Below are 23,171 nucleotides of genomic sequence, written 5' to 3' on the forward strand. Positions count from 1 at the left end.
TGTCAAATGTGACTACCAGATTGTGGGCGCGAGCTCGCCAAGAATTATGGAGTCAGACCAATGACCAAGGGCACCCTTTCTGCCCGTCCGCGCCCCGAACAGGAACCGGAGACTGCTACAAAACCACCCGCGAAGAATGGGAAGGCTGCCAATCTGCAGGACGTCTTCCTTAATTTCCTGCGTCGCGAGAAAATTCCTGTCACGATGTTCCTCGTGAAGGGCGTGAAACTACAGGGCATTGTGACCTGGTTCGACAATTTCTCCATCCTGCTGCGCCGCGATGGCCAGTCGCAGCTTGTTTACAAGCATGCGATCAGCACGATCATGCCCGGGCAGCCGGTGGATGTGGAAGAATTCGGCAGAGGTCCCGATGGCTCGAAGAAAATGCGCTTGTTGCAGGACATTTTCCTTACCAGTGTGCGCGATGCCGGGGTGCAGGTGACCATGTTCCTGGTGAACGGCGTGATGCTGCAAGGCCGCATTGCCAGCTATGACCTGTTCTGCATGCTGCTGGAGCGCGATGGCTTCGTTCAGCTCGCCTACAAGCATGCCGTCTCGACCATCCAGCCCGAGAAGCCGGTCGATCTGTCGGGCGATATCGACATGGACGATGACGATGAAGGCGACGACGGCTGATTTTCGAGGATGACAGTATTGAAGGCGAGGTAACGCGCGGTGCGCGAGCCCTCGTCGTGTGCCCGGACATTCGCGGCCAGCGGCGTGACGAAGATCCCGAAGCACGGCTTGAAGAAGCAAAAGGCCTCGCGCTCGCTATCGGCATCGTGGTCGCGCATAGCTTTGTGCTGCCCGTTCGGGAGGTAAAGCCCAACACGCTTTTCGGGGAAGGGCAGGTACAGCGCATCGCCACCGATTGCGAATTGCACGAGGCGGAATTGGTGATCGTGGATGGCGCGCTTTCGCCCATCCAGCAGCGCAATCTGGAAGAGAAGATCGGCCGCAAGGTGATCGACCGGACCGGGCTGATCCTCGAGATTTTCGGCGAGCGCGCGGCAACGGCTGAAGGCCGGTTGCAGGTGGAGCTGGCGCATCTCGATTACCAGCAGAGCCGCCTTGTGCGCAGCTGGACCCACCTTGAGCGGCAGCGCGGTGGCTTCGGCTTCCTCGGCGGCCCGGGCGAAACGCAGATCGAGGCGGACCGCCGCATGATCCGCGACCGCATGGGCAGGCTGCGCCGGGAGCTGGAGCAGGTGCGCAAGACCCGTGAATTGCATCGCAAACGCCGGGGAAGGGCGCCTTGGCCGGTGATCGCGCTTGTCGGTTACACAAATGCTGGCAAGTCTACGCTATTCAACCGTTTGACCGGCGCTGACGTGATGGCGGAAGACCTGCTCTTTGCCACGCTCGACCCGACCATGCGCGCTATCACGCTGCCCGGTGTCGAAAAGGCGATCCTGTCCGACACGGTGGGTTTCATCTCCGACCTCCCGACCCAGCTTGTTGCCGCATTCCGCGCCACGCTGGAGGAAGTGACGGCGGCCGATATCGTGCTGCATGTGCGCGATATTGCCAATCCCGACAATGCGGCGCAGAAGAAGCAGGTGCTCAATATCCTGCAAGACCTCGGCGTCGTCGACGAGACCGGCCAAGCACAGGATGCGGTGCTGCTGGAAGTCTGGAACAAGTGGGATAAGCTGTCTGCCGAGCAGGCAGAGGCACTGGCCGAAATTGCCGACCAGCAGGACGATGTAATCCGCATGTCCGCGCAGACCGGGGAAGGCATCGACGCCCTTGGCGAGAAGCTAGGCAAAGTCCTGACGAGCGGCGCGCGCACTCTGTCGCTCACCATTTCGGCGAGCGACGGCGCGCGGATCGCGTGGTTGCACCAGCATGGCGAAGTGCTGGCGGACGAGGATGGCGGCGAGGGCGAGGATGGCCCCATGCGCCAGATCGAGGTTCGCCTTACCGAAAAGGAACTGGGCCGCTTCGAGGCGCTCTAAGCCAGGTCTCTAGGCGGGCACGGCTTCCATCGCGCCGAGCCATTCACCGAAATCGGCCTTGCCGCGCTCCGTATAGGCTTCTTTGCGCTGCTTCTTGTGCACTTTGTGTAGCGGCGGGAAGAGGCCGAAATTGACATTCATGGGCTGGAAGGTCGCGGCCTCTGCATCACCGGTAATGTGGTGGAGCAGGGCGCCCATGGCGCTGGTTGCGGGCGGGGGTGTCCAGTCGAGGCCTGCCAGTTCGGCAGCTGCCATCATGCCCGCCATCAAGCCGACCGCGCTGCTTTCGACATAGCCCTCGCAACCCGTCACTTGTCCCGCAAAGCGGATATGCGGCGCGCTTTTCAGGCGCAGCTGGCGGTCCAGAAGGACGGGTGAATTGAGGAATGTGTTGCGATGCATCCCGCCCAGCCGGGCGAATTCGGCATTTTCGAGGCCCGGAATGGTACGGAAAAGCTCGACCTGCGCGCCGTATTTCATCTTGGTCTGGAAGCCGACCATGTTCCACAGCGTGCCCAGCTTGTTATCCTGCCGCAGCTGCACCACGGCATAGGGCCACTTGCCCTGTGGATGCTCTTCGCTGGTATCGTAGGGATTATCGAGCCCCACGCCTTTCATCGGCCCGTAGCGAAGCGTCTCTAATCCGCGCTCCGCCATCACTTCGATCGGCATGCAGCCATCGAAATAGGGCGTGTCCGCTTCCCATTCCTTGAACTCGCCCTTCTCGGCATCCAGCAGGCCTTGATGGAAGGCGAGATACTGCTCCTTCGTCATCGGGCAGTTGATGTAATCGCCTTCCTCGTTCGAGGCGCTGGTCCGCTTGTTCCAGCGGCTCTGGATCCATGCCTTGTCCATGTCGATGGAATGGCGATGGACGATGGGGGCGATGGCATCGAAAAAGGCGAGGCGCTCCTCACCAGTGCGCGCGATGATGCTGTCCGCCAGCCGCGCTGCGGTGAGGGGACCGGTGGCGACGATCGTCATCCCGGCGTCGGGCAATTCGTCCACCAGCTCGCGCACGACGGTAATGTTCGGATGCCCGCTCAGCGTGCGTTCGACCTCTTCGGAGAAAGCATCGCGGTCCACCGCCATGGCGCTGCCTGCCGGAACGCGCGCCTTTTCGCCCGCATGCATGACGATGCTGTCCAGTCGCCGCATCTCGTGATGCAACAGCCCGACGGCGTTCTTGGTGTCATCATCGCTGCGGAACGAGTTGGAGCAGACGAGTTCGGCTAGCCCGTCCGTCTGGTGCGCATCGGTGTGCCCTTCGCCGCTGCCGCGCATCTCGGACAGGCGCACGGAGAAACCGCGCCGGGCCAGTTGCCACGCAGCTTCGCTTCCGGCGAGGCCGCCGCCGATGATGTGAACGTCGTGTGCCATGGCCGCGCAGATAGAGGTTGCGCTCGCGCGGCGCAATCACTTGCCGCAACGCACGCTTTGCGCCACTGGCAAGCGCATGTCGCGCCAAGCCCTGGTCCAGAAACGCCCCTATCTGATCCTCAGCGTCGTCGCCGCGCTGGTGTTCTACTATCTGCGCGTGACCGAGCTGCCGGAAATCTACCTTTGGCCGATCAAGGGCAGCGCCTGCGCATTTCTGGCGGTCTATGCTTTCCTGCGCCATTCCAGTCCGCCTGCGCGAGTGCTGGCGACGGCTATGGTGGTTGCCGCGTTGGCGGACATGGCGGTGGAGTTCGACTTGCGCGTTGGTGCGGGCGTATTCATCGTGTTTCACGCCCTGATGATCAAACTGTTTGTGGCGCACAATCGCGGGGCGATGGATGGGCGCGACAATCTCATCCTGCTCGGCCTGCTGATCGTGCCACCGCTGGCGGGCTACATGCTGACAGGCTCGGGCGGTACGGCGTGGGCGACCGCGATCTACGGCGCGGTGCTTGGCGTGATGGCGGCATCGGCCTGGTCCAGCACATTCCCGCGCTGGACCGTGGGCGCGGGTGCCATCCTGTTTGTCGTGTCGGACCTGCTGATTTTCGCCGGACTGGGACCGCTGGCCGACAATCCGTTTCGCGAATACCTGGTCTGGCCGATCTATTTCCTTGGCCAGTTCCTGATGACGGTCGGCGTCATCACCACTCTGCGGAAGCGCGATCCGGAACTGGCGGTGGTGCAGGGCGGGCGCGCGGACTAACTCGCGTCCGGCTCGCCTTCGATATTGTCGTCGGAATGGGCGGTGGTATCGGGCTGGGTGACGTCGTCGCCTCCCTTGCGGCCCACCATTTCCTCCGCGATCATCTCCTCGGCATCGTTCTCGGGCGCTTCCTGCTCGTCGATCCGCACGGCAGAGACGATATGCTCGTTCTTGCCGACATCGAACAGGCGCACGCCTGCGGTCGCGCGGCCAAGGATGCGCAGCGTATCGAGGCCGATGCGGATAAGCTTGGCCTTGTCCGTCACCAGCATCAGCTGGTCGCCCTGCGTTGCGGTAAAGGTGGCCACGACATCGCCATTGCGGGCGATGTTGTCGATATTGGTAATGCCCATGCCGCCACGGCCCGCGCGGCGATATTCATAGGCGGAGCTCATCTTGCCGTAACCATTGGCGCAGACGGTAAGCAGGAATTGCTCCTCATCCGCCATCGCCTGATGGTCTTCGGAAAGCGTGGCAGCATCCTCGTCTGCCTTCCACGGAGCGACGCGCAGATAGGCATCACGCTCTTCAGGCGTGGCCGATCCCCCATGTAGGATGGACACGGAAACGACCTGGTCGCCATCCTCCTTGAACTTCATGCCGCGCACACCGGTAGAGGTGCGGCTGACGAATTCGCGCACATCCTCGCCGGAGAAGCGGATGGCCTTACCCTTACGGGTCGCCAAAAGCACGTCGTCGCCCGGATTCAAGAGCTGCACGCCGATCAGGTGATCGGGCGAGCCATCCTCGAACTTCATGGCATATTTGCCGTTGGACGGAATGTTGGTGAAGGCGTCCATGGAATTGCGCCGCACATTGCCTATGGCCGTGGCGAACACGACATTGAGCGCGCCCCAGCTGTCCTCGTCCTCCGGCAAAGGCAGGACCTGCGCGATGGTCTCGTCCTTTTCTAGCGGCAGCATGTTGATGATCGGCCGCCCGCGCGTGTTGGCCGCGCCTTCGGGCAGTTTCCACACCTTCAGGCGGTAGACCTTGCCCGCGGTCGAGAAGAACAGCACCGGATTATGCGTGCTGGTCACGAACATGTGGCTGACGGCATCCTCGTCCTTGGTGGACATGCCGGCGCGGCCCTTGCCGCCGCGGTTCTGCGCGCGGAAGGTGCTCAATGGCGTGCGCTTGATGTAGCCATCGAGGGTGACGGTCACGACCATGTCGTCCCGCTCGATCAGGTCTTCGTCGTCGAGGCCATCCCAGGCCGGTGCGATCTCGGACATGCGCGGCGTAGCGAACTGGTCGCGCACTTCCTGCAGTTCTGTTCGCATCACGCCGTAAAGTTTGGCGCGGTCTGCGAGGATGGAGAGATAGTATTCGATCTGGTCGGCCAGCTCTTTCAGCTCGTCGCCAATCTCGTCACGCCCGAGCGCGGTAAGGCGATGGAGCCGCAGGTCGAGGATTGCCTTCACCTGACGCTCGGACAGCTGGTAGGTGCCGCCTTCTTCGCTATCGCTCGGCTCGATGGCTTCGACCAGCGCGATATATTGCGCGATATCGCCGATCGGCCATTCCTTCTCCAGCAGCTTGGCCCGCGCGATGGAGGGGTTGGACGATCCGCGGATCATCGCCACCACTTCGTCGAGATTGGAAACGGCCACCACAAGGCCCAGCAAGACGTGGGCCCGGTCACGCGCCTTGTTCAGCTCATACTTGGTGCGCCGCGTGATGACCTGTTCGCGGAAGGCGATGAAACTGGAGATGATATCGCGCAGGTCCAGCGTTTCCGGCCGCCCGCCACGAATGGCCAGCATATTGGCGGGGAAGCTCGCTTGCGCGGGCGTGTGCCGCCACAGCTGGTTGAGCACCACATCGGCGGTGGCATCGCGCTTCAGGTCGATCACGACGCGCACACCGGCGCGGCTCGATTCGTCGCGAATGTCGGAAATGCCTTCGATCCGCTTTTCCTTGGCGGCATCGGCGATCTTCTCCACCAGCCCGGCCTTGCCGACCTGGTAGGGGATGGAGGTTAGCACGATGCTTTGCTTGTCGCCGCGCCCGGTTTCGATCTCGTGACGGCTGCGCATGAGGATGGAGCCGCGTCCGGTCGTATAGGCCGATTTTGCGCCCGACTTGCCAAGAATGAGCGGGCCGGTGGGGAAATCGGGGCCGGGGATGATTTCGTGCAGCTGCTCTGCGGTGATGCCTGGATCATCGAGATAGGCGAAACACCCGTCGATCACTTCGCCCAGATTGTGCGGCGGGATATTGGTCGCCATGCCGACCGCGATGCCGCCCGCACCGTTCACCAGCAGGTTGGGGAAGCGGGCGGGGAGGACGGTCGGCTCCTGCTCGCTGCCATCGTAATTGTCGACGAAATCGACCGTATCCTTGTCGAGATCGGCCAGAATGGCGTCAGCCGGCTTTGCCAGGCGGCTTTCCGTGTAGCGCATGGCGGCAGGCGGATCGGGGTCCATGCTGCCGAAATTGCCCTGGCCATCGATCAGCGGAACGCGCAGCGACCAAGGCTGCACCATGCGGGCCAGCGCATCGTAGATCGCGCTGTCGCCATGCGGGTGATAGCTACCCATCACTTCACCCACGATTTTCGCGGATTTGCGGTAGGGGCGAGTAGACGTGTAGCCGCCCACCTGCGCTGCATAGAGGATGCGGCGATGCACCGGCTTCAGCCCGTCGCGCACGTCGGGCAGCGCGCGGCTTACGATCACGCTCATCGCGTAATCGAGGTAGCTCGTTTTCATCTCGTCGACGATGTCGATACGTTCGAATTCGCCGGGATTATCCTGCGGTGCGGTAATGTCGTTTCCGTCGCTCACGAAGAAGCATATCCGTTATCGTTATTGGCTGCCTGTCACCCTAGGGCAGGGGGGCGCGAAGAGCCATGCCAGCGACCATGAAAGCCGCGCAAATCGGCGCTTTTTCCACATATGCGCGCCGCTGCCATACATCTACGCGAAAGCTATCGTAAATTGGCCATTCAGCGCGCCTGCTGTAGGAGACATTTGCAATCTCGGGCGTTGTGTGCAGAGACCCACGCCGGGAAAGACGGGCCCCATAGACGGGCCTGACATTTTTCTAGGAGAGAATACGATAATGCCCTTCGCCACTCGTTCGCCCAACACGAAATCCTTCCGTTCTGCGGTCGCCGGTTTCGCAATGGCTGTCGCCCTTGTGGGCGGCGTGTCCGCTGGTTCCACCGCGCTGACCGCGCAGGCCGTTGCCGCGCAAGACCTGCCCGATCCTTCGGAAGGTTTTGCAGAGGTTTATGGCCCGGTCGTGCCGCTGGTGCAGCCAGAATCGCAGGATTTCAACGCTGCGCGCGCGCAGATTCCTGCGCTCGTCGCCGCAATCGAGAACAATCGCGACCGGGACCTTGCCGGGAACATCATTCTCAATATCGGCACTGGCCTCGATGATCGCCAGTTGCAGCGCCAGGGCCTGATGCTGCGCCTTGAAGGTGGCATGGTTCCGGCAGAGCAGGTTGGCCTGTTCACTTGGTTTGTCGGCAGCCTCTCCTTCGAATTCGAAGATTGGGCGACGTCTCGCGAATACCTGATGAGGGTGCGCGAGATGGGCTACGTGCCCGATCAGGGCAATCCGGTGCTGCTGATCGCCAACACCTATCTGGAAGAAGAAAATCCGCAGGCGTCGGTTGCTTATCTGATGAGCGAAGTGGAAGCCGCCGATGCGGCCGGCACGCCGATCAACGAGAACTGGCTGCTCAACGCCCTGCAGACCAGCTATGACTACGAATTGACCGACAGCGCCCTGGCTGCAGGGGTCATTTTGCTGCGCGATTTCCCGTCGGAGCGAAACTGGCGCAATACGCTGCAGATCGTCAGCCAGTTGCACGATTTCGAAACGGATGAGCGTGTCGATCTCTATCGCCTGATGTATATCCGCAACACGCTGGACGAGCGCCAAGATACCACACGCTTTATCGAAGATCTCGATCCTCGCGTGATGTCCAACGAAGTGCAGCGCATCCTTGCGCGCGGTCTTGAGACAGGCGCATTTACCTCGAGCGATCCGTATTACACCGAAGTGCGCGGCATCGTGGAGACGCGTGCACCGCAGGACCGCAGCGGTATCGGTACGATCGTGTCCGAAGGTCGCAACGGCGATGCGCTGGATGCCTTGGGCGCCGGCGACGTGCTGCTCTCGCTTGAAGACTATGCGCAGGCCGAACAGCTTTACGCGCTCGCGCTGGAGCGTGGGTTCGACGCAAACACGGCCAATACCCGTATCGGCATCGCACAGGCCCAGCAGGGCAATTATGCTGCGGCGCTGGAAACCTTCGCGCTGGTGAGCGGCAATCGCACGCCCATCGCGCGGATGTGGACGGCCTATGCTACGCAGATGATGGGCAGCTAAGCCGAAACTTCAATCATCGCGAACGCGGCGCGGAAACCTTAGCGGTTTCCGCGCCGTTTTCGTATCAGACGTTGAACTTGAACAGCATGACGTCACCATCTTGGACAAGGTATTCCTTGCCTTCCTGGCGTAGCTTCCCGGCCTCGCGTGCAGGGGCTTCGCCGCCCAGCTCGACATAATCGTCGAACGCGATTGTCTCTGCGCGGATGAAGCCCTTCTCGAAATCGGTGTGGATTTCGCCCGCCGCTTGCGGAGCCTTGGCATCGTCAGGCGTCGTCCATGCGCGCGCTTCTTTCGGGCCGGCGGTGAAGAATGTCTTCAGGCCCAGCAGCGTATAACCGGCGCGGATGATGCGGGCGAGGCCGCTTTCTTCCAGGCCCAGCTCCGCTAGGTATTCGGACCGTTCCTCCGGTTCCATCGCTACAAGCTCACTTTCGATGGCCGCCGAAACGACCACCGCTTGCGCGCCCTCGGCTTCCGCCTTGGCGAAGACCTTCGCGGACAGTTCGTTTCCGGCGGCGGCATCTTCTTCCGCGACATTGCATACGTACAGCACCGGCTTTGCCGTTAGCAATTGCGCTTGGCGGAAGAGCCGCGCTTCCTCGTCATCCTTCGGCTCGGTGAGGCGTGCGGGCTTGCCGTCGCGCAGCAGTTCCAGCGCCTGTCCCAACACCGATGCCAACGCTTTCGCTTCCTTGTCGCCGGCGGTGGCGCGCTTGGCGGCGTTGTCCACGCGCTTTTCCAGGCTTTCGAGGTCGCTAAGCATCAGCTCAGTCTCCACGACCTCGGCATCGGCGATGGGATCGACATGGTTGGAGACGTGCTGGATATCATCATCCTCGAAGCAGCGCAGCACGTGGACGATAGCATCCACCTCGCGGATATTGCCAAGGAACTGGTTGCCGAGACCTTCACCCGCGCTTGCGCCCTTAACCAGGCCGGCAATGTCGACGAAGCCCAGCTGGGTATGAACGACTTTCGCGCTCTTCGCGATCCCTGCAATCTTGTCCAGCCGCGCATCGGGCACGGCGACCTGGCCGACATTCGGCTCAATGGTGCAGAACGGATAATTTGCGGCCTGAGCGGCCTGCGTCTCGGTAAGGGCGTTGAAAAGGGTCGATTTGCCGACATTGGGCAGGCCGACGATCCCGCAGCGGAATCCCATGATTTGTGTGCCTTTGCGTAAGGGAAACGGATGTTGCGCGGGCCTTAGACGCCCCCGCGCGCAATGGCCAGATGCGTGGTCGCCATAAACGCGTTGTCAACTTCGAGGCCGCTAGGGGACCGGCATGAAAATTGCTGTGCATTTCTCCATCATTCCTGCGCTTGCGCTCGCTCTCGCCTCGTGCGGCGTGTCGCCTGAAGAACGCCTTTCCCGGGCCGAAGAAGCCTATGCCGAGAACCGCTTCAGCGAAGCGCGGCTCGATCTGGGGATGCTGTTGCAGCGGGACGATGCCGATGTCCGCGTGCTCGAGCTGCTGGCGCGCACACAAGTGCAGCTAGGCGATGGCGAGGGCGCTGTTGCTACGTTGGAGCGATTGGCAGCGGCGGGCGCACGTCCAGCGGATTATGATGCGCTGATGGCGGAGGCCATGCTGCTGGCGGGCAATTACGCAGGCTCGCTTGCCGCCGGGCAGTCTTTGGGAACGGCTAATGGCCTGCGAATAGTGGCGCTGTCTCATGTTGCGATGAGTGATCTCGAAGCGGCGCTGGCGGCATTCGAGCGCGGATTGGATGCGCCTGGCGATCGGTCGCGATTGCTGGCCGATTTTGCGCTTTTCGCCAAGGAAGCTGGGGATTGGGAGCGCGCCGCCGAGCTGTCGCGCGCTGCCCTGGTCGCCGATCCCGATGGGCTCGACCCGCTGCTCGCCGCGGCGCAGGTGACGCAGGCGCTGGGCCGCCCTGCCGACGCGCTGCGCCATTACGAAGCGGCTGCGGACACCTTTCCGGAATCGCGCGCGGCCATCCTCGGGCAGATAGGCGTGCTGGGAGATATGGGTCGCATCGCCGAAGCGCGGCAATTGGTCGAGCAAGCTGCGCAGCGCACCCCCGATGATCCCGATGTCATCTATCTGCAGGCACGGCTTGCAGCGGAAGATGGCGATTGGGCCGCAGCGCGCGACATTCTCCAGCCGATCGAGGGTCGCGAGGATGCGCGGCTGCAATTGCTATACGCACGCGCCCTGCTGGAGCTGGACCTGACCGAGCAGGCGCTGGGCCGACTCTCGGCGCTTGTGCGGCGATCCCCGCAGGCAATCGCGCCGCGTCGCCTTCTTGCCCGCGCGCAGTTGCAGAGCGGCGATGCTGCTGCCGCCTTTGCGACCATACAGCCGCTCGCCAACAGTCCGGAAGGCTCGCCTGCCGACCTGGCTCTCTACGCGGATGCCGCGCGACGTTCCGGCCGGGAAGGGCAGATCGATGCGGCTTTGCGACAAGCCCCTCCGGCAGAGCGGGTAGCCACCTTGCTGGCGCGGGCGGACGCCGACTTGCAGGCGCAGCGTTGGCGCTCTGCCATCGAAGCCTACGAGCAGTTGCGGGGCTGGACGGGCGATTCCAACGCGATGGTGCTCAACAACCTCGCTTACGCGAAAGCGCAGACCGGGCAATACGCCGAAGCGCTGCCGCTGGCGCGCCGGGCGCTGGAGTTGTCGCCGCAACAGCCCAACATCATGGATACGACCGGATGGCTGCTGGTCCAGTCCGGTGAGGATCGTGCGGCGGGTATCGCATTGCTGGAAGAGGCGGCGCGACTGGCGCCCGGCAATGCTGCTATCGCGCGGCATTTGCGCGAAGCGCGCGCTTCCTGATCCGCAATACGAAAGGGCGCCGCCTCCTTAGAGAAACAGCGCCCGTTCTGACGAAGCTGGTTTGACTTACGCGAAAGCGGGCCGCGCGCCTGCGAATTCCTCATCATTGCGGCGGCGACGACGCATGGCACCGAGGCCCAGCAGGCCGAGGCCGAGAAGGCCGATCATGCCGGGCGCGGGCACCTGCGTGCCGCTGGTGGAGCTGCTGGTCGTCGACTGGCCGCTGGCCGAGGTGACGCCGCCTGCACCGGTAATACCCTGATAGCGCACGAAGAAATCGCTCAGCGTGATCGAGGTCGGCGCATCGGGGTCGAAGAAAAGCGAGAGCAGGCCCGACCCGCTATTGCCTTCCGACACGCCGCCGCTGTTCGAGCAAGAGCCGCTGGATGCGGACTTGAAGCACACGTCGACATTTCCGATCTGGTTGGGATAGGTGGGATCATTGCCCCGGCCGTCGGCCACGAAAGCAAAGCTGTAGGCGCCGCTGATGGCCGCGTCAGTAATATCGGGATCGACGTTGAAGGCGAAGCTTGAAATGTTCGACGTCACACCGCCATCGGTGGTATTTTCCACCAGATAGCTGAAAGTGTAGGCATTGTTGACGATCTCCTCCAGCGTGAAGGTGATCGAGCTGCTCAGGCCATCCACCGTGCTGCTGGAATCGCCCGAAAATCCATCGAAGTCGATGGTGAAGCTGTCGCCGATATCGCCGCTGCCCAGCGTGATGGGATCGGCCACAGCAGGGGTCGAAAGCGTCGCTGCGGCAAAACCGGCAAGGCCGAAGGCGATGTTTTTCATCATGAAGTATCCCGAAGAGATAAGGTTCACGCATGCGAAGCAAGCGGCGTGCCAATCCCGCATTTCCGCCGACCACAATGGTTAACGAGCTCGCAAAAACCGTAAATGTGTCAAGAATGCCGACGCTTCACACAATGTTTGCGCTTTGGCGGTAATCGCCGTGTCTATGCGAGTGACGCGTTGCCTTCTGCCGTTCATGCTGGCTGCCGGTCTTGCCGGATGCTCCGTGTTCGACAGCGATCCGTTGGGCGATGCGCGCGCGGCGTTCGAGACGCAGGACTACATGGCCGCGCGCGATCTGGCTGCCGCCGTGCTGGAGGCAGATGCAAGCGATGCACCGGCGCTCGAACTCATGGCGCGCATCCATCTCGCCATGGGGCAGGGGGCAGATGCCATTGCTGCGCTGGACAGGCTCGAAGTGGCCGGCGATGCGCCGGGCGACACCGACCTGCTGCGGGCGGAGGCCTTGCTGCAAACCGGCGAGACTTCCGATGCGCTCGCCTTGATCGAGGACGACCAAGCGGCAGAAGCGTGGCGACTGCGCGCGCTGGCTGCGCGGCAGGCGAATGACATTCCGGCGGCCGCGCGTGCTTTTGCCCGAGGCCGCAATGCGGAGGGCGACAAGACGCGGCTCTATCCGGCGGAGGCCAGCTTCCATCTCGACACGGCAGACCTTGCCGCTGCGGGCGAGGCGGTCGCTTTGGCCAATGACGTCGCGCCCGACCGTGTGGAAACGCTGTTCGTCACCGCGCGCCTGGCACAGGCGCAGGGGGACCAGGTGCTGGCGCTCGCCAAGTATCTGCGCATCATCGAAAAGACGCCGCTCGACCGTCCGGCTTTGCTAGGCGCGATCGCCGCGTCCGAACATACCGGGCAGCCCGGGATCACGCGGCACCTGATTGCCTATGGCGCCGAAACCCGCCCCTTCGATAGCGAGTTCATTTACCAGACGGCGCGCGTCGACGCTTGGGATGGAAATTGGGAAGCGGTACGCGAACGCATGCAGGCGCATGAGGCGGAACTGGAGAACCATGGATCGGCGCGGCTGCTCTATGCCGAGGCGCTGCTCAACCTGGGCCAGGTCGAGACGGCGCGTGCGATGGCATCGCCAGTGTTGGCGCGTCGCAGAGATGCGGAAGCGGAGCGGCTGCGGCAGGCGCTGGAGGCAGCGAGCTAATCCTGCATCTTGAGCGCATATTCGCTCATAAAACGCGGATCGTCACCCGCCGCCAGCCATTCGGCACAGGCACCGATAGCGCCCAGCATCTGGATCAGATCGTCCTGTTCGGCCTTGGCGTAATTGCCCAGCACATGGCCGGTGACCCGGTCCTTGTGGCCGGGATGGTTGATACCGATCCGCACGCGGCGGAAATCCGCGCCGAGATGCGCGTCGATGGAGCGCAAGCCGTTATGTCCGGCATGGCCGCCGCCCTGCTTCACCTTCACCTTGAACGGTGCAAGGTCCAGTTCGTCATGGAAGACAGTCAGCGCATCCAGCGGGAGCTTGTAGAAGCGCATGGCCTCGCCCACAGCGCGACCGCTTTCATTCATGAAAGTGCCGGGCTTCAGCAGCAGGATCTTTTCAGAGCCGATGCGCCCTTCCTGAAGCCAGCCCTGGAATTTCTTCTGGGTCGGGCCGAAGCTATGCATGTCTGCCAGCACGTCGCAGGCCATGAAGCCGACATTGTGCCGGTGCATCGCATAACGCGGTCCGGGATTTCCGAGGCCGACCCATAATTGCATGACATTGCCTCTAGCGAGGGAGAGCCCAAAAGCAAACGCCGACCCCACAGGGGCCGGCGTTCACTGTGTTCAGGTGCGGGAGGGAAGGGCTTATTCGCCTTCCACAACCTCGACGCCGCCTTCGCCGACATCGCCTTCCTGCTCGGTAGCAGGAACTTCGCCGGGCTCGACCTCTTCACCTTCTGCCGCTTCGCCTTCCGAACGCTTGAGAGCGGACGGTGCGACGAGGGTTGCGATGGTGAAGTCGCGATCGGTGATGGCGCTTTCGGCACCATCGGGCAGCGTCACGGCGCTGATGTGGATCGAATCGCCCACTTCCTTGCCGGAAACGTCGATCTCGATTTCGCTCGGGATCTTGTCTGCCTCGCAGTTCAGTTCCAGCTCGTGACGGACCACGTTCAGCACGCCGCCCTTCTTCAGGCCGGGACTGGCTTCTTCATTCACGAAGACGACCGGGATGTTCACGACGATCTTCGCGTCCTTGGCAAGGCGCAGGAAATCGACGTGGATCGGGCGATCGGTGACGGGGTGCAGCGACACATCCTTGGGCAGGGTGCGGACTGTCTTTCCGTCGGCGTCGATCATCACGATCGAGTTCATGAAGTGGCCGGTCATCAGCTGCTGGACCAGCAGCTTTTCTTCCACGTGAATGGGAGTAGGTTCTTCCTTGCCGCCATAAATGACGGCGGGTACGCGGCCTTCGCGACGCAGCGCACGGGAGGCTCCCTTGCCAGCCCGTTCGCGCAGCTCGGCCGGCAGTTTCAGAGCATCGCTCATGACATTGTGCCTTTCGGTTGCAGATATGGTTTCCCGCCACGCCTCCAGGGATGACATCGGCAGGAAGGCGCGCCCCTAGCAGATGCGCGCGGCAATGCAAGGTTTGTGCGCCGCATAGGCTAGTCGGCCAGCCTACTGGATACGCTCTACGGTAAAGCCGCTCTCGCGAAGCATGGCGACCACGCCATCATTCCCGACTGTGTGACCCGCTCCGACTGCCACGAAGGGGCGACGCCCTTGCTCGATCAATTGCGCGATCTGGCGCGTCCATGCACGGTTGCGATCGGTGAGCAGGATGCGCCGCAGTTCCGGCGAATCCGCCATCGCGGCATTGATCTGCGCATCGAGCGCGGCATCGTCGCCCGAAAGCCAGGCGCGCAGCATGCCGTTTTCGGAATTGGCAGCGTGAGCGCGAGCGACATTGTGCAAAAGATCGCTCTGCGCTTCTTCGGACAGCCTGTCGAACATCACGAGCTGGGCGGCAAAGCCTTCCAGTCCGATCACCTCGTCTGCCGCGGCGATAAGTTCACGGTCCACGCCATTGGCCGGATCGCCGATCCGCACCGCGCCCGACAGCATGAGGGCGGCAGCCCATGTCTCCGTCTCCGAGAAGTCGCGATCATGCATATCGGCATCGGCGACAAGCTGCTCCACCACCTCTCGTTCGCTTGGCTCGACGCGCTGGAGAAGCGGTGGCTGGCCGGGCGTCGCGGAGAGATCGGCGATCAAGGCCTGTCCGCCGGATGCGTCGAGATCGGCAACCTCGACCACCAGTACGCCGGCATTCTCGAATGTATCGTCAAGCAGGTGCGTGCCCCAATAGACCTCGTCCGGCAGGGCATGAACGGTGCCGAACAGCCATCCTTGCTGGCCATCCTCGCCGGTAATCTCCCAGATGGGAGGCGAGGCGTCCGGCCATTCGCTTTCGCGCTCAAGGGGGCTGCAGCTTGCCAGCCACAGCCCCCCCAAAGCCACGAGAAATGCGCGGATCAGTATTGCACGCGCTCCACGGTCAGGCCGCGCTCTGCAAGGTAATCCTGCACGCTGTTTTCGCCGCCGAGATGGCCTGCGCCAACAGCGATGAACACGGTGCCGGGCTGGTCCATGCGGTCGTCGATCCAGTTCGCCCATTCGGCGTTACGCTGCGACAGCAGCACGTCGTAAAGGATGGGGTCGCTCATGCTGTCATTGACGACGGCGGCCAGCTGGTCCGGATTACCGGCCATCCAGGCGTCAACCATTTCCTGGAACATTGCAGTCATCGCGCCTTCTTCGACCAGAGCTTCTGCACCTTCATCTAGGAACTGCAGCTGTGATTCGATCGGAAGGTTGTCGAAGAAGCCCATCTGCTGTTCGACCGTTTCGAAAGCTGCGCGATCCTTGCCTTCGACATAGCCGTCGAGAACCATCTCGACGCCGTCGCTGGGGTTGAGGCCAGACTGCATCATGTAGAGCTGCATCATGGTCATTGCGGCGAACCACGGCTCGAAGCCGTCGAAAGCCTGGGCCGGCATGCCGAGCGACGCCATGGCGGCCTCGTATTCGCCGCGATCTTCCTCGTTCATCAAGTCGCGCAGCGTGCCGCCGGTCGTCAGCTGGGCGAGAGCCATCTGCATCTGGGCGATTTCCATGATTTCGGGCGGAGGAGCCTGTCCCGACGCGGGATCGAAATCGGGAATCAGGCTGGTATCGATTTCCGACACGTACTGATCGGAGCTCTCGAGCGCGGTCTGCACGGTCGGCTGCAGCCAGTCGAGGCCTTCGGGCAGGACATGGATCGTGCCGAACATGTAAATCGTTGTGTCTTCATCGGTCAGCTGCCAGAGGGCAGGGCCGGTGGCTTCGGCGTGCGCAGCGTGATCGCCGTGATCGTCTGCGAGGGCCAGCTGCGGCATGCCGAAAGCGGCAAGCGCCACCGCACTGGCGGCGGCAAGGGATTTGAAGCGGGTTTTCATGTCAGTCTCTCCGTTTGATGAATTGAGGGCACGATAATGTCGCTCAGCGCAAGCCCAATCTGCGCCAACCGTATACAAGAATAAACGTCGCGCCGGTAACGAGATAGATCGCATAATGCGGCACGCCGATAAGCAAGCCAATATCTTCAAAGAACCAGATACTCGGCGCGCCGAACAGGTAAACGTAAAGGGCAATGGTGCCTGCCCACAGTTGATGGGCGATCTCCAACTCATCGACCCGGCGGAAATACTCGACCGAGAACCAGGCGAAACCGGCCACGGCCAAGACCCACAGCGCGACGATGACCCAGCCTGCGATAGCACCGCTTTCGAACTGGTCGCTCAGAAAGCCGGAGGCAACACCCACGGCCGCAGCGATAGCATACCCGATCGCGCAGAAGCGTAGGTAGCGCATTCGCCGGCTTTTCAGTCGCTCCTCACCCGATGGTGCAATTTTCTGATCGGTCATGATGGTTCTCCATCGTCGAAAATCTCTTCGATCGGCATCTCGAAAAGCCGCGCAATCCGGAAAGCGAGCGGGAGCGACGGGTCGTGCTTGCCCGTCTCGATGGCATTCACCGCTTGGCGCGAGACATCGAGATGGCCAGCTAATTCGGCTTGGCTCCAGTCGCGCATGGCGCGCAGCACTTTGAGACGGTTCTTCATTCAGGCCGCTCCTCGCACCAAAAGGCTGTCGCGCAGATAGGCGAAGGCATACCCTGCATGAAATGCGAGGCAGGCAATGAGCAGCACCATGATGCTATCGGTAGCAAAGGGGGCGAGGCCGGGCGCGAAGATCTCGACCAGTGTGCGATCCGAGAGCGGCATCAGCACCAGCGCCAGGAAGCCGACCGTCACCGCCATCCAGCGCAGGCCTGTCAGCGACAACGCCTGATAATAGTCATCGGTGTTGCCGCGAAAAGCCGTCACCACGAGCGAGCCGATAACGCCGCCCAGCATCACGCCGGACAGTACGAAATCGGTACCGGTCGCATACAGGGCAATCAGTGCGATGTTAGCTAGGCCGCTGAGCAAGGTCAGCCAGTAAAGCCGCTCGCGATGCGCCTTCAATGCTGCTTCGTGGTCGTAGGTGTTGGGGCGGTAGGGCATCACAGGGCTCCCGTGAAACGCTTGATGTTGAAGGCTAGGAAGAAGGCCAGCAAGGTCAGGTCGAAGGCGTGGTCTGTAAATTCGATGAAGTTTGCCTCCCATTCGGGGAAAGCATCGGCGGTGCCCTGCGCGAGCGCCAGGAAGAAGAAGAAAAACAAACAAGTAGCAAATGCTGCGTTGGCGCCTGCTGTCCAAAGCTGGAGCGTGTATTCGTCGCTCTTGCGGGTGGACCACAGCGTCGGAATGACCACGATCAGTGCCAGTCCGCAAACCAAACGGACCGCATCTGGCAGCGGCAAGAGATGGTTAAGCAGGAGGAGTAGCACAGCCAGGAGGCCGACCGCTCCCATGAGGAGGTTCAGCGGAGCTCTGTTCTTCGTTGCCTTCTTGGAACTCGGCATAACTGCGTGACTGTCCTTTGCGGGTGCCCCTCGCCGGGCGGGGTAGGGTCCGTTGCGGCGAGGGACTAGGAGAAATCGTGTAGGCGGGCGACGCTTGCTCTGGGGGGAGTGGGGGGAGCGCCGCCCTGCCGGTGTTTGGTTATGCGGCCGGCGCACTTTCGATTGCAGCGACGATCGGCAGGCGACCTTCGTTCACGGCGACTTCGACGCTGTGGGCGACACTTTCCGCGAGGTCGGCGCGGCAAGCAGCTTCGATGCGGCGCGAGGTCAGGTCGCGGCCACCGGTGGCGCAGGCCTGGCGGATGGCCCGGTCGACACGCTGCTGGAAGCGGGCCTGGTCGTCGGCGTCAGCCATGTTTAGGTCTTCGGTCTGGATGGTCAGCGTGACTGTTTCGGTGTCCTGCGCAGCGGCGGGAGCGGCGAAGATTGCAGTCGCAGCGGCCAGGGAAATGAGGGTGTTACGCATGGGTCTGTGTCCTTGTGTGAGTGTCAGTGTAGCTAGTCAGTATGTCTCGTCAACCTTCCGCTATGTCAGGTTGCCCTTACTTTATGTCGCGTGCTCTTTCCTATGTCAACATGACCTGACAAAAAGACACACAGGCATGACCATCCTGGTCTCAAGTGCTTGAAGTATATTTGAAAAAATTTTCCGGAGCACGGCCGTAGCCGACCTGAAAAAACCAGTCCGGTGGATGGCAGATCGCGCGAATCAGGGCCGACTCGCCAACACGGCGACTCGATTCTCACAATTTCGAAGGTGTGATTCGCTGCTAGTGAATGCGCTCGGCAGGGATGCCGCGATCTACCAGGAAGCGCAGGACCGAGTCCGATCCTTCGAAATGGCCCGCGCCGACTGCCAGCAGGATGGTACCCGGTTGCTCCAGCCGCTCTTCCAGCCATTCCGCCCATTCGCGGTTGCGGCGCACGATCAGGATGTCGTGAAAGGCTTCTCCCACCGCGCCCTGACCGAAGCCGAGGTCGAAATCGTCCTGCACCTCGCCGCGTGCCCATGCGTGCTCCATGGACCAGTATTCATCGCCCGTCGGATTGTCGGTCGATGGATCGAACAGGCCGGCGGCATCTTTTCCGCCCCATTGCGTCAATTGCCGTTCAAGGTCGGCGATCAGCGGTTCGCGCGGTTCCCGCACGATCTGGTAATAGACATGGCCGAAATTCTCGATGCTCTCGACAGGCTTGCCCGCTTCGGCAAAGGCACGCTCCAGCACGGTTTCAACGCCAAATTCGAAGCTGGATCCGTCTTCGACAGGTGTCAGGGCGTAAGAGAGCAGGGCGACGAGCACCGGCATCTGGTCCACCATCGTGAAAGGCGCGCCGGTGGTCTCTATGAATTCGCGCCAACGCTGCTGGTTGGCGACAGACAGGCTTGCGGAAATCGACCCCGACGACGTGGTGAGGCGATTGACCTTCGGATGGACGGCGTTCAGCATGCTGAAACTGTCGGCGTCGCTGGTTTCCACCACCAGCGTTTCCGCCTCTTCCACGATTGCGTCGAATTCGGGTGAGCGCCAGCGAAACCCTTCGGGCAGCACGTGGATCGTGCCGAACATGTAGATCGTCGTGTCCTCGTCGGCGAGGCGCCAGATGGCCGGGCTGGGCTCGTAATCCTGCGTGAAGCTATAGGTGTTGACCTGCGCCGTATCGTCCTGTGCGGAGGCGGGAAGGGCGAAGGCGGTGGCGGCCGCAGCGCCGAGCGTCAGGATGGCTTTGCCGATACGGGCGAACATGGCGCCATCAGAGCCGCTGGCCTACCGCCCGTCAAGCGCCTTTCGAGAGGTGCGGCATTGACGGTTAGGGGGGCTTCAGCCATTGCGCGCGCACGATGAGCACTGCCACGGCCCGCAATCCGCAAAAGTCCTTTCAGGACATGATCCTTGCGCTGCATGATTTCTGGAGCGCGCAGGGCTGCCTGATCCTGCAACCCTACGACATGCGCATGGGCGCAGGCACGTTCCACACCGCCACGACGTTGCGCGCATTGGGACCGGAGCCGTGGAACGCAGCGTTCGTGCAGCCCTGCCGCCGCCCGACCGATGGCCGCTATGGCGAGAACCCCAACCGCCTGCAGCATTACTACCAGTACCAGGTGATCCTGAAGCCGAGCCCGCCCGAGATACAGGACCTGTATCTCGAAAGCCTGCGCGTAATCGGCATCGATCCGCTCAAACACGATATCCGCTTCGTGGAGGATGACTGGGAAAGCCCGACGCTGGGCGCGTGGGGCCTTGGCTGGGAAGTGTGGTGCGACGGGATGGAAGTCACCCAGTTCACCTATTTCCAGCAGATGGGCGGCTTCGACTGCAAGCCGGTGGCGGGTGAGCTCACATACGGGCTGGAACGGCTCGCCATGTATATCCAAGGCGTCGACAATGTGTTCGACCTTAATTTCAATGGCGGCACGTCCTCAAGTAGCGAAGCGGTAGGACGCGAAAGGCGCGTGACTTACGGCGAGGTGTTTCTCGAGAACGAGAAGCAAATGTCGAAGTGGAACTTCGAAGTCGCGGAGACTGATGCACTGTTCGACCTGTTCAACAAGGCAGAGGCCGAGTGCCGCAATGCTTTGGAAGCAGACGTGCCCATTGCCGCCTACGAACAGGCGGTGGAAGCCAGCCACATCTTCAACCTGTTGCAGGCGCGCGGCGTGATCAGCGTGCAGGAACGCGCCAGCTACATGGCCCGCGTGCGCGACCTCGCGCGCGGTTCGTGCGAAAAGCACGCACAGCTGATGGCGCCCGAATGGCAGGCCAAATATCCGGAGTGGTCGCTATGAGTGATTTCCTCCTCGAATTGCGCTCCGAAGAGATCCCTGCGCGCATGCAGGCTGGCGCGCGCGCTGAGCTGGAAAAGCTGTTCCGCCGCGAGATGGATGCCGCCGGGGTTGCCGTGGGCGACATCACCGTATGGTCCACGCCGCGACGCCTCGCTCTGATCGCCCGCGGGCTTCCCGATGCGACCGAGGCTGTCAGCGAAGAGGCCAAGGGCCCGCCCGTCGGCGCGCCGGATCAGGCGGTGGACGGCTTCTGCCGCAAAATGGGCGTTGATCGCGGCGATCTGGAAACGCGCGATGTAAAGGGCAGGGCGACCTATTTCGCGGTCAAGAACGTGCCGGGCAGAAGGATCGACAACATAGTTCATGGTGTGATCCAGACGATTGTGCACCAGATGCCTTGGCCGAAATCTATGCGGTGGGGCGGTGATTCCATCTATAGTCAGTCGCTTAGTTGGGTCAGGCCTCTAAGCGGAATTGTCGCTTTGGTCGGTGATCGCAAGGTCAACGGCAGCATCGATCTACTGCCGGGGATTGCAGGTGGTGCGAAGCTAGATATTTCTAACACGACGCGAGGCCACCGCTTCCACCACTCCGGCGATATCACCATTGGTAACGCCGCCGATTATGCGATGAAGCTGCGCGCCGCCCATGTCATCGTAGACCACGAAGAGCGCGCCGCCATAATCCGCGATGGCGCGGCGAAAGCTGCCACCGATGCGGGCCTCTCGCTGGTGGAAGATGAAGGGTTGGTGGTCGAGAACGCCGGGCTGACCGAATGGCCCGTGCCGCTGCTTGGGCGCTTCGAAGAGGACTTCCTCGACGTTCCGGCCGAAGTCATCCAGCTCACCGCGCGGGTGAACCAGAAGTATTTCGTGTGCGAAGATAGTGCGGGCAAACTGGCCAACGCCTTCATCTGCACCGCCAATATCGAGGCGGAAGACGGCGGCTCGGCCATCGTCGACGGCAACCGCAAGGTGCTGGCCGCGCGCCTGGCAGATGCGCGCTTTTTCTGGGAGCAGGACCGCAAGAAAACGCTCGCCGACCACGCCGAGGGGCTGGCGCGGATCACCTTCCACGAGAAGCTGGGCACGGTGGCCGACAAGGTCGAGCGCGTGGCGAAGTTGGCGCGATGGTTGGTGGAAGAGGGGATCGTGAAGGGAGCGGCCCCTGAGGAAACTGAGCAAGCAGCGCGCCTCGCCAAGGCCGATCTCGTCACCGAGATGGTCGGCGAATTCCCCGAATTGCAGGGCCTTATGGGCGGCTATTACGCGCGCGCCGAGGGCCTTCCTGGCGAAGTCGCCGACGCGATCCGCGATCATTACAAGCCCGTGGGGCAGGGCGATGAGGTGCCGACCGCTCCGGTGACGGTTGCAGTGAGTTTGGCGGACAAGCTGGATACATTGGTTTCGTTTTTCGCGATTGATGAAAAGCCTACTGGCTCGAAAGACCCGTTTGCGCTGCGAAGGGCTGCGCTCTCTATTATCAGATTGCTCGAGGCTAACAGCCTTCGCATCAGCCTCATTTCCGCTCATGTTGAGCTTGTCGAAGCATCGCCCTTCCTTTCCGAAGAAAAGAGCAGCCCTTCGACAGGCTCAGGGCGAGCGGAGAGGGAGGGTTTGCTCGACTTCTTCGCCGACCGCCTAAAAGTCCAGCAGCGTGAGGCTGGCGTCCGCCACGACCTGATCGACGCAGTGTTTGCGCTTGGCGGAGAGGACGATCTCGTCCGCCTGCTCGCCCGCGTCCACGCGCTGCAGTCCTTCATGGAAACCGAGAACGGAACCAATCTCCTCGCCGGTTACAAGCGAGCGAGCAACATCCTCAAGAAGGAAAACTACCTCGTCACTCCCGCGCAGGCGGGAGTCCAGCTGGATTCCCGCCTGCGCGGGAATGACGAGGTTATGTCTACCGGCGACGAAGACCCAATGGAGAACGTGGACGATCCGCAAATGCGTGAGATTTACGCAGCGCAACTAGCTGCCCGCGAGCTTTCCTACACGCCCGAACTCGCCGAAAAGGCGCTGATCGATGCGCTCGACGCTGCCGAGCCCAAGGCCGCCGCTGCCGTAGAGGCGGAGGACTTTGCCGCCGCCATGGCCGCGCTCGCCAGCCTCCGCGCGCCGATCGATGCGTTTTTCGACGAGGTGACGGTGAATGACGACAATCCCGACAAGCGCGCCGCGCGGCTCGACCTGCTCGCCCGTTTCCGCGCCGCGGTGCACGGCGTTGCCGATTTCAGCAAGATCGAGGGTTGAGCTGTTTTGCTCCGGCAGAGTGTCAACTTCGCTCGCCGCCGGTTTTGACTATGAATAACAACGAGTTGGACGAGAAATAGGCCATCGTC

22 protein-coding genes are annotated in these 23,171 nt (G+C 62.1%); 8 read left to right on the forward strand and 14 right to left on the reverse strand.

Annotated elements, in window-relative coordinates; all coding sequences use genetic code 11:
• Nucleotides 1-60 precede the first annotated feature (60 nt).
• Nucleotides 61-636 carry an RNA chaperone Hfq gene (gene hfq, locus BMF35_RS09415; RefSeq protein ID WP_047005715.1) on the forward strand — a complete coding sequence of 192 codons (576 nt, stop codon included), beginning with the start codon at nt 61-63 and terminating at the stop codon, nt 634-636.
• A 56-nt stretch (nt 637-692) separates the two neighbouring features.
• On the forward strand, nt 693-1,958 hold the full coding sequence (gene hflX / locus BMF35_RS09420; protein ID WP_047005716.1) for a GTPase HflX: 1,266 nt from the start codon (nt 693-695) through the stop codon (nt 1,956-1,958).
• 9 nt (nt 1,959-1,967) lie between these two features.
• Here the strand turns inward: hflX and trmFO are convergent, their stop codons facing one another.
• Nucleotides 1,968-3,338, reverse strand: coding sequence for a methylenetetrahydrofolate--tRNA-(uracil(54)-C(5))-methyltransferase (FADH(2)-oxidizing) TrmFO (gene trmFO / locus BMF35_RS09425; RefSeq protein ID WP_047005717.1), 1,371 nt, complete (start codon nt 3,336-3,338; stop codon nt 1,968-1,970).
• A 76-nt stretch (nt 3,339-3,414) separates the two neighbouring features.
• Here trmFO and BMF35_RS09430 point away from each other — a divergent pair, with 76 nt between their 5' ends.
• A complete protein-coding gene (locus tag BMF35_RS09430; RefSeq protein WP_047006488.1) occupies nt 3,415-4,104 on the forward strand; it encodes a lysoplasmalogenase family protein in 690 nt (229 codons plus the stop codon).
• Here BMF35_RS09430 and gyrA read toward each other — a convergent pair.
• Nucleotides 4,101-6,893, reverse strand: a complete 2,793-nt coding sequence (gyrA, locus tag BMF35_RS09435) for a DNA gyrase subunit A (protein WP_047005718.1) — start codon at nt 6,891-6,893, stop codon at nt 4,101-4,103. The genes BMF35_RS09430 and gyrA overlap by 4 nt on opposite strands.
• Nucleotides 6,894-7,170: 277 nt before the next feature.
• Between gyrA and BMF35_RS09440 the strand changes: the two genes are divergently transcribed.
• Entirely contained in the window at nt 7,171-8,451 is a 1,281-nt protein-coding gene (locus BMF35_RS09440) for a tetratricopeptide repeat protein (RefSeq protein ID WP_047005719.1), read from the forward strand.
• A 64-nt stretch (nt 8,452-8,515) separates the two neighbouring features.
• Here the strand turns inward: BMF35_RS09440 and ychF are convergent, their stop codons facing one another.
• Nucleotides 8,516-9,616 (reverse strand): redox-regulated ATPase YchF, encoded by a 1,101-nt coding sequence (gene ychF / locus BMF35_RS09445; protein WP_047005720.1) that lies wholly within the window; start codon nt 9,614-9,616, stop codon nt 8,516-8,518.
• 124 nt (nt 9,617-9,740) lie between these two features.
• Between ychF and BMF35_RS09450 the strand changes: the two genes are divergently transcribed.
• The gene (locus BMF35_RS09450) at nt 9,741-11,258 is read left to right on the forward strand and encodes a tetratricopeptide repeat protein (RefSeq protein ID WP_047005721.1); all 1,518 of its coding nucleotides are present in this window, start codon (nt 9,741-9,743) and stop codon (nt 11,256-11,258) included.
• A gap of 66 nt (nt 11,259-11,324) precedes the next feature.
• Here the strand turns inward: BMF35_RS09450 and BMF35_RS09455 are convergent, their stop codons facing one another.
• On the reverse strand, nt 11,325-12,059 hold the full coding sequence (locus BMF35_RS09455; protein ID WP_236781512.1) for a cistern family PEP-CTERM protein: 735 nt from the start codon (nt 12,057-12,059) through the stop codon (nt 11,325-11,327).
• A gap of 169 nt (nt 12,060-12,228) precedes the next feature.
• On the opposite strand from BMF35_RS09455, the gene BMF35_RS09460 reads away from it, so the two are divergent.
• The gene (locus BMF35_RS09460) at nt 12,229-13,233 is read left to right on the forward strand and encodes a tetratricopeptide repeat protein (RefSeq protein WP_052765896.1); all 1,005 of its coding nucleotides are present in this window, start codon (nt 12,229-12,231) and stop codon (nt 13,231-13,233) included.
• On the opposite strand, the gene pth is transcribed toward BMF35_RS09460, so the two are convergent.
• The 10 genes from pth to BMF35_RS09510 all read right to left on the reverse strand — a co-directional run bounded on the left by pth (nt 13,230) and on the right by BMF35_RS09510 (nt 19,787).
• Complete coding sequence (gene pth / locus BMF35_RS09465) at nt 13,230-13,799, reverse strand: aminoacyl-tRNA hydrolase (protein WP_047005723.1); 570 nt, start codon at nt 13,797-13,799, stop codon at nt 13,230-13,232. The genes BMF35_RS09460 and pth overlap by 4 nt on opposite strands.
• Before the next feature lie 90 nt (nt 13,800-13,889).
• Nucleotides 13,890-14,576, reverse strand: coding sequence for a 50S ribosomal protein L25/general stress protein Ctc (locus BMF35_RS09470; protein ID WP_047005724.1), 687 nt, complete (start codon nt 14,574-14,576; stop codon nt 13,890-13,892).
• A gap of 132 nt (nt 14,577-14,708) precedes the next feature.
• The gene (locus BMF35_RS09475) at nt 14,709-15,551 is read right to left on the reverse strand and encodes a TraB/GumN family protein (protein ID WP_162199206.1); all 843 of its coding nucleotides are present in this window, start codon (nt 15,549-15,551) and stop codon (nt 14,709-14,711) included.
• Between the two features lie 14 nt (nt 15,552-15,565).
• Nucleotides 15,566-16,531, reverse strand: a complete 966-nt coding sequence (locus BMF35_RS09480) for a TraB/GumN family protein (protein ID WP_047005725.1) — start codon at nt 16,529-16,531, stop codon at nt 15,566-15,568.
• Between the two features lie 43 nt (nt 16,532-16,574).
• A complete protein-coding gene (locus tag BMF35_RS13730) occupies nt 16,575-17,000 on the reverse strand; it encodes a hypothetical protein (protein WP_047005726.1) in 426 nt (141 codons plus the stop codon).
• On the reverse strand, nt 16,997-17,197 hold the full coding sequence (locus BMF35_RS09490; protein WP_047005727.1) for a helix-turn-helix transcriptional regulator: 201 nt from the start codon (nt 17,195-17,197) through the stop codon (nt 16,997-16,999). Before BMF35_RS09490 ends, BMF35_RS13730 begins: the two co-directional genes overlap by 4 nt.
• The gene (locus tag BMF35_RS09495) at nt 17,198-17,641 is read right to left on the reverse strand and encodes a hypothetical protein (RefSeq protein ID WP_047005728.1); all 444 of its coding nucleotides are present in this window, start codon (nt 17,639-17,641) and stop codon (nt 17,198-17,200) included.
• The gene (locus BMF35_RS09500) at nt 17,641-18,042 is read right to left on the reverse strand and encodes a hypothetical protein (RefSeq protein WP_156172035.1); all 402 of its coding nucleotides are present in this window, start codon (nt 18,040-18,042) and stop codon (nt 17,641-17,643) included. The genes BMF35_RS09495 and BMF35_RS09500 overlap by 1 nt, the downstream gene beginning before the upstream one ends.
• A gap of 139 nt (nt 18,043-18,181) precedes the next feature.
• Nucleotides 18,182-18,508, reverse strand: coding sequence for a UrcA family protein (locus tag BMF35_RS09505; protein WP_047005730.1), 327 nt, complete (start codon nt 18,506-18,508; stop codon nt 18,182-18,184).
• Between the two features lie 304 nt (nt 18,509-18,812).
• A complete protein-coding gene (locus BMF35_RS09510; protein ID WP_047005731.1) occupies nt 18,813-19,787 on the reverse strand; it encodes a TraB/GumN family protein in 975 nt (324 codons plus the stop codon).
• A gap of 95 nt (nt 19,788-19,882) precedes the next feature.
• Here BMF35_RS09510 and BMF35_RS09515 point away from each other — a divergent pair, with 95 nt between their 5' ends.
• Entirely contained in the window at nt 19,883-20,830 is a 948-nt protein-coding gene (locus BMF35_RS09515) for a glycine--tRNA ligase subunit alpha (RefSeq protein WP_047005732.1), read from the forward strand.
• Nucleotides 20,827-23,082 (forward strand): glycine--tRNA ligase subunit beta, encoded by a 2,256-nt coding sequence (gene glyS / locus BMF35_RS09520; RefSeq protein WP_047005733.1) that lies wholly within the window; start codon nt 20,827-20,829, stop codon nt 23,080-23,082. Before BMF35_RS09515 ends, glyS begins: the two co-directional genes overlap by 4 nt.
• Nucleotides 23,083-23,171 lie beyond the last annotated feature (89 nt).

Origin of the sequence: Aurantiacibacter gangjinensis, from assembly GCF_001886695.1 — a bacterium.
Taxonomy (GTDB): domain Bacteria; phylum Pseudomonadota; class Alphaproteobacteria; order Sphingomonadales; family Sphingomonadaceae; genus Alteraurantiacibacter; species Alteraurantiacibacter gangjinensis.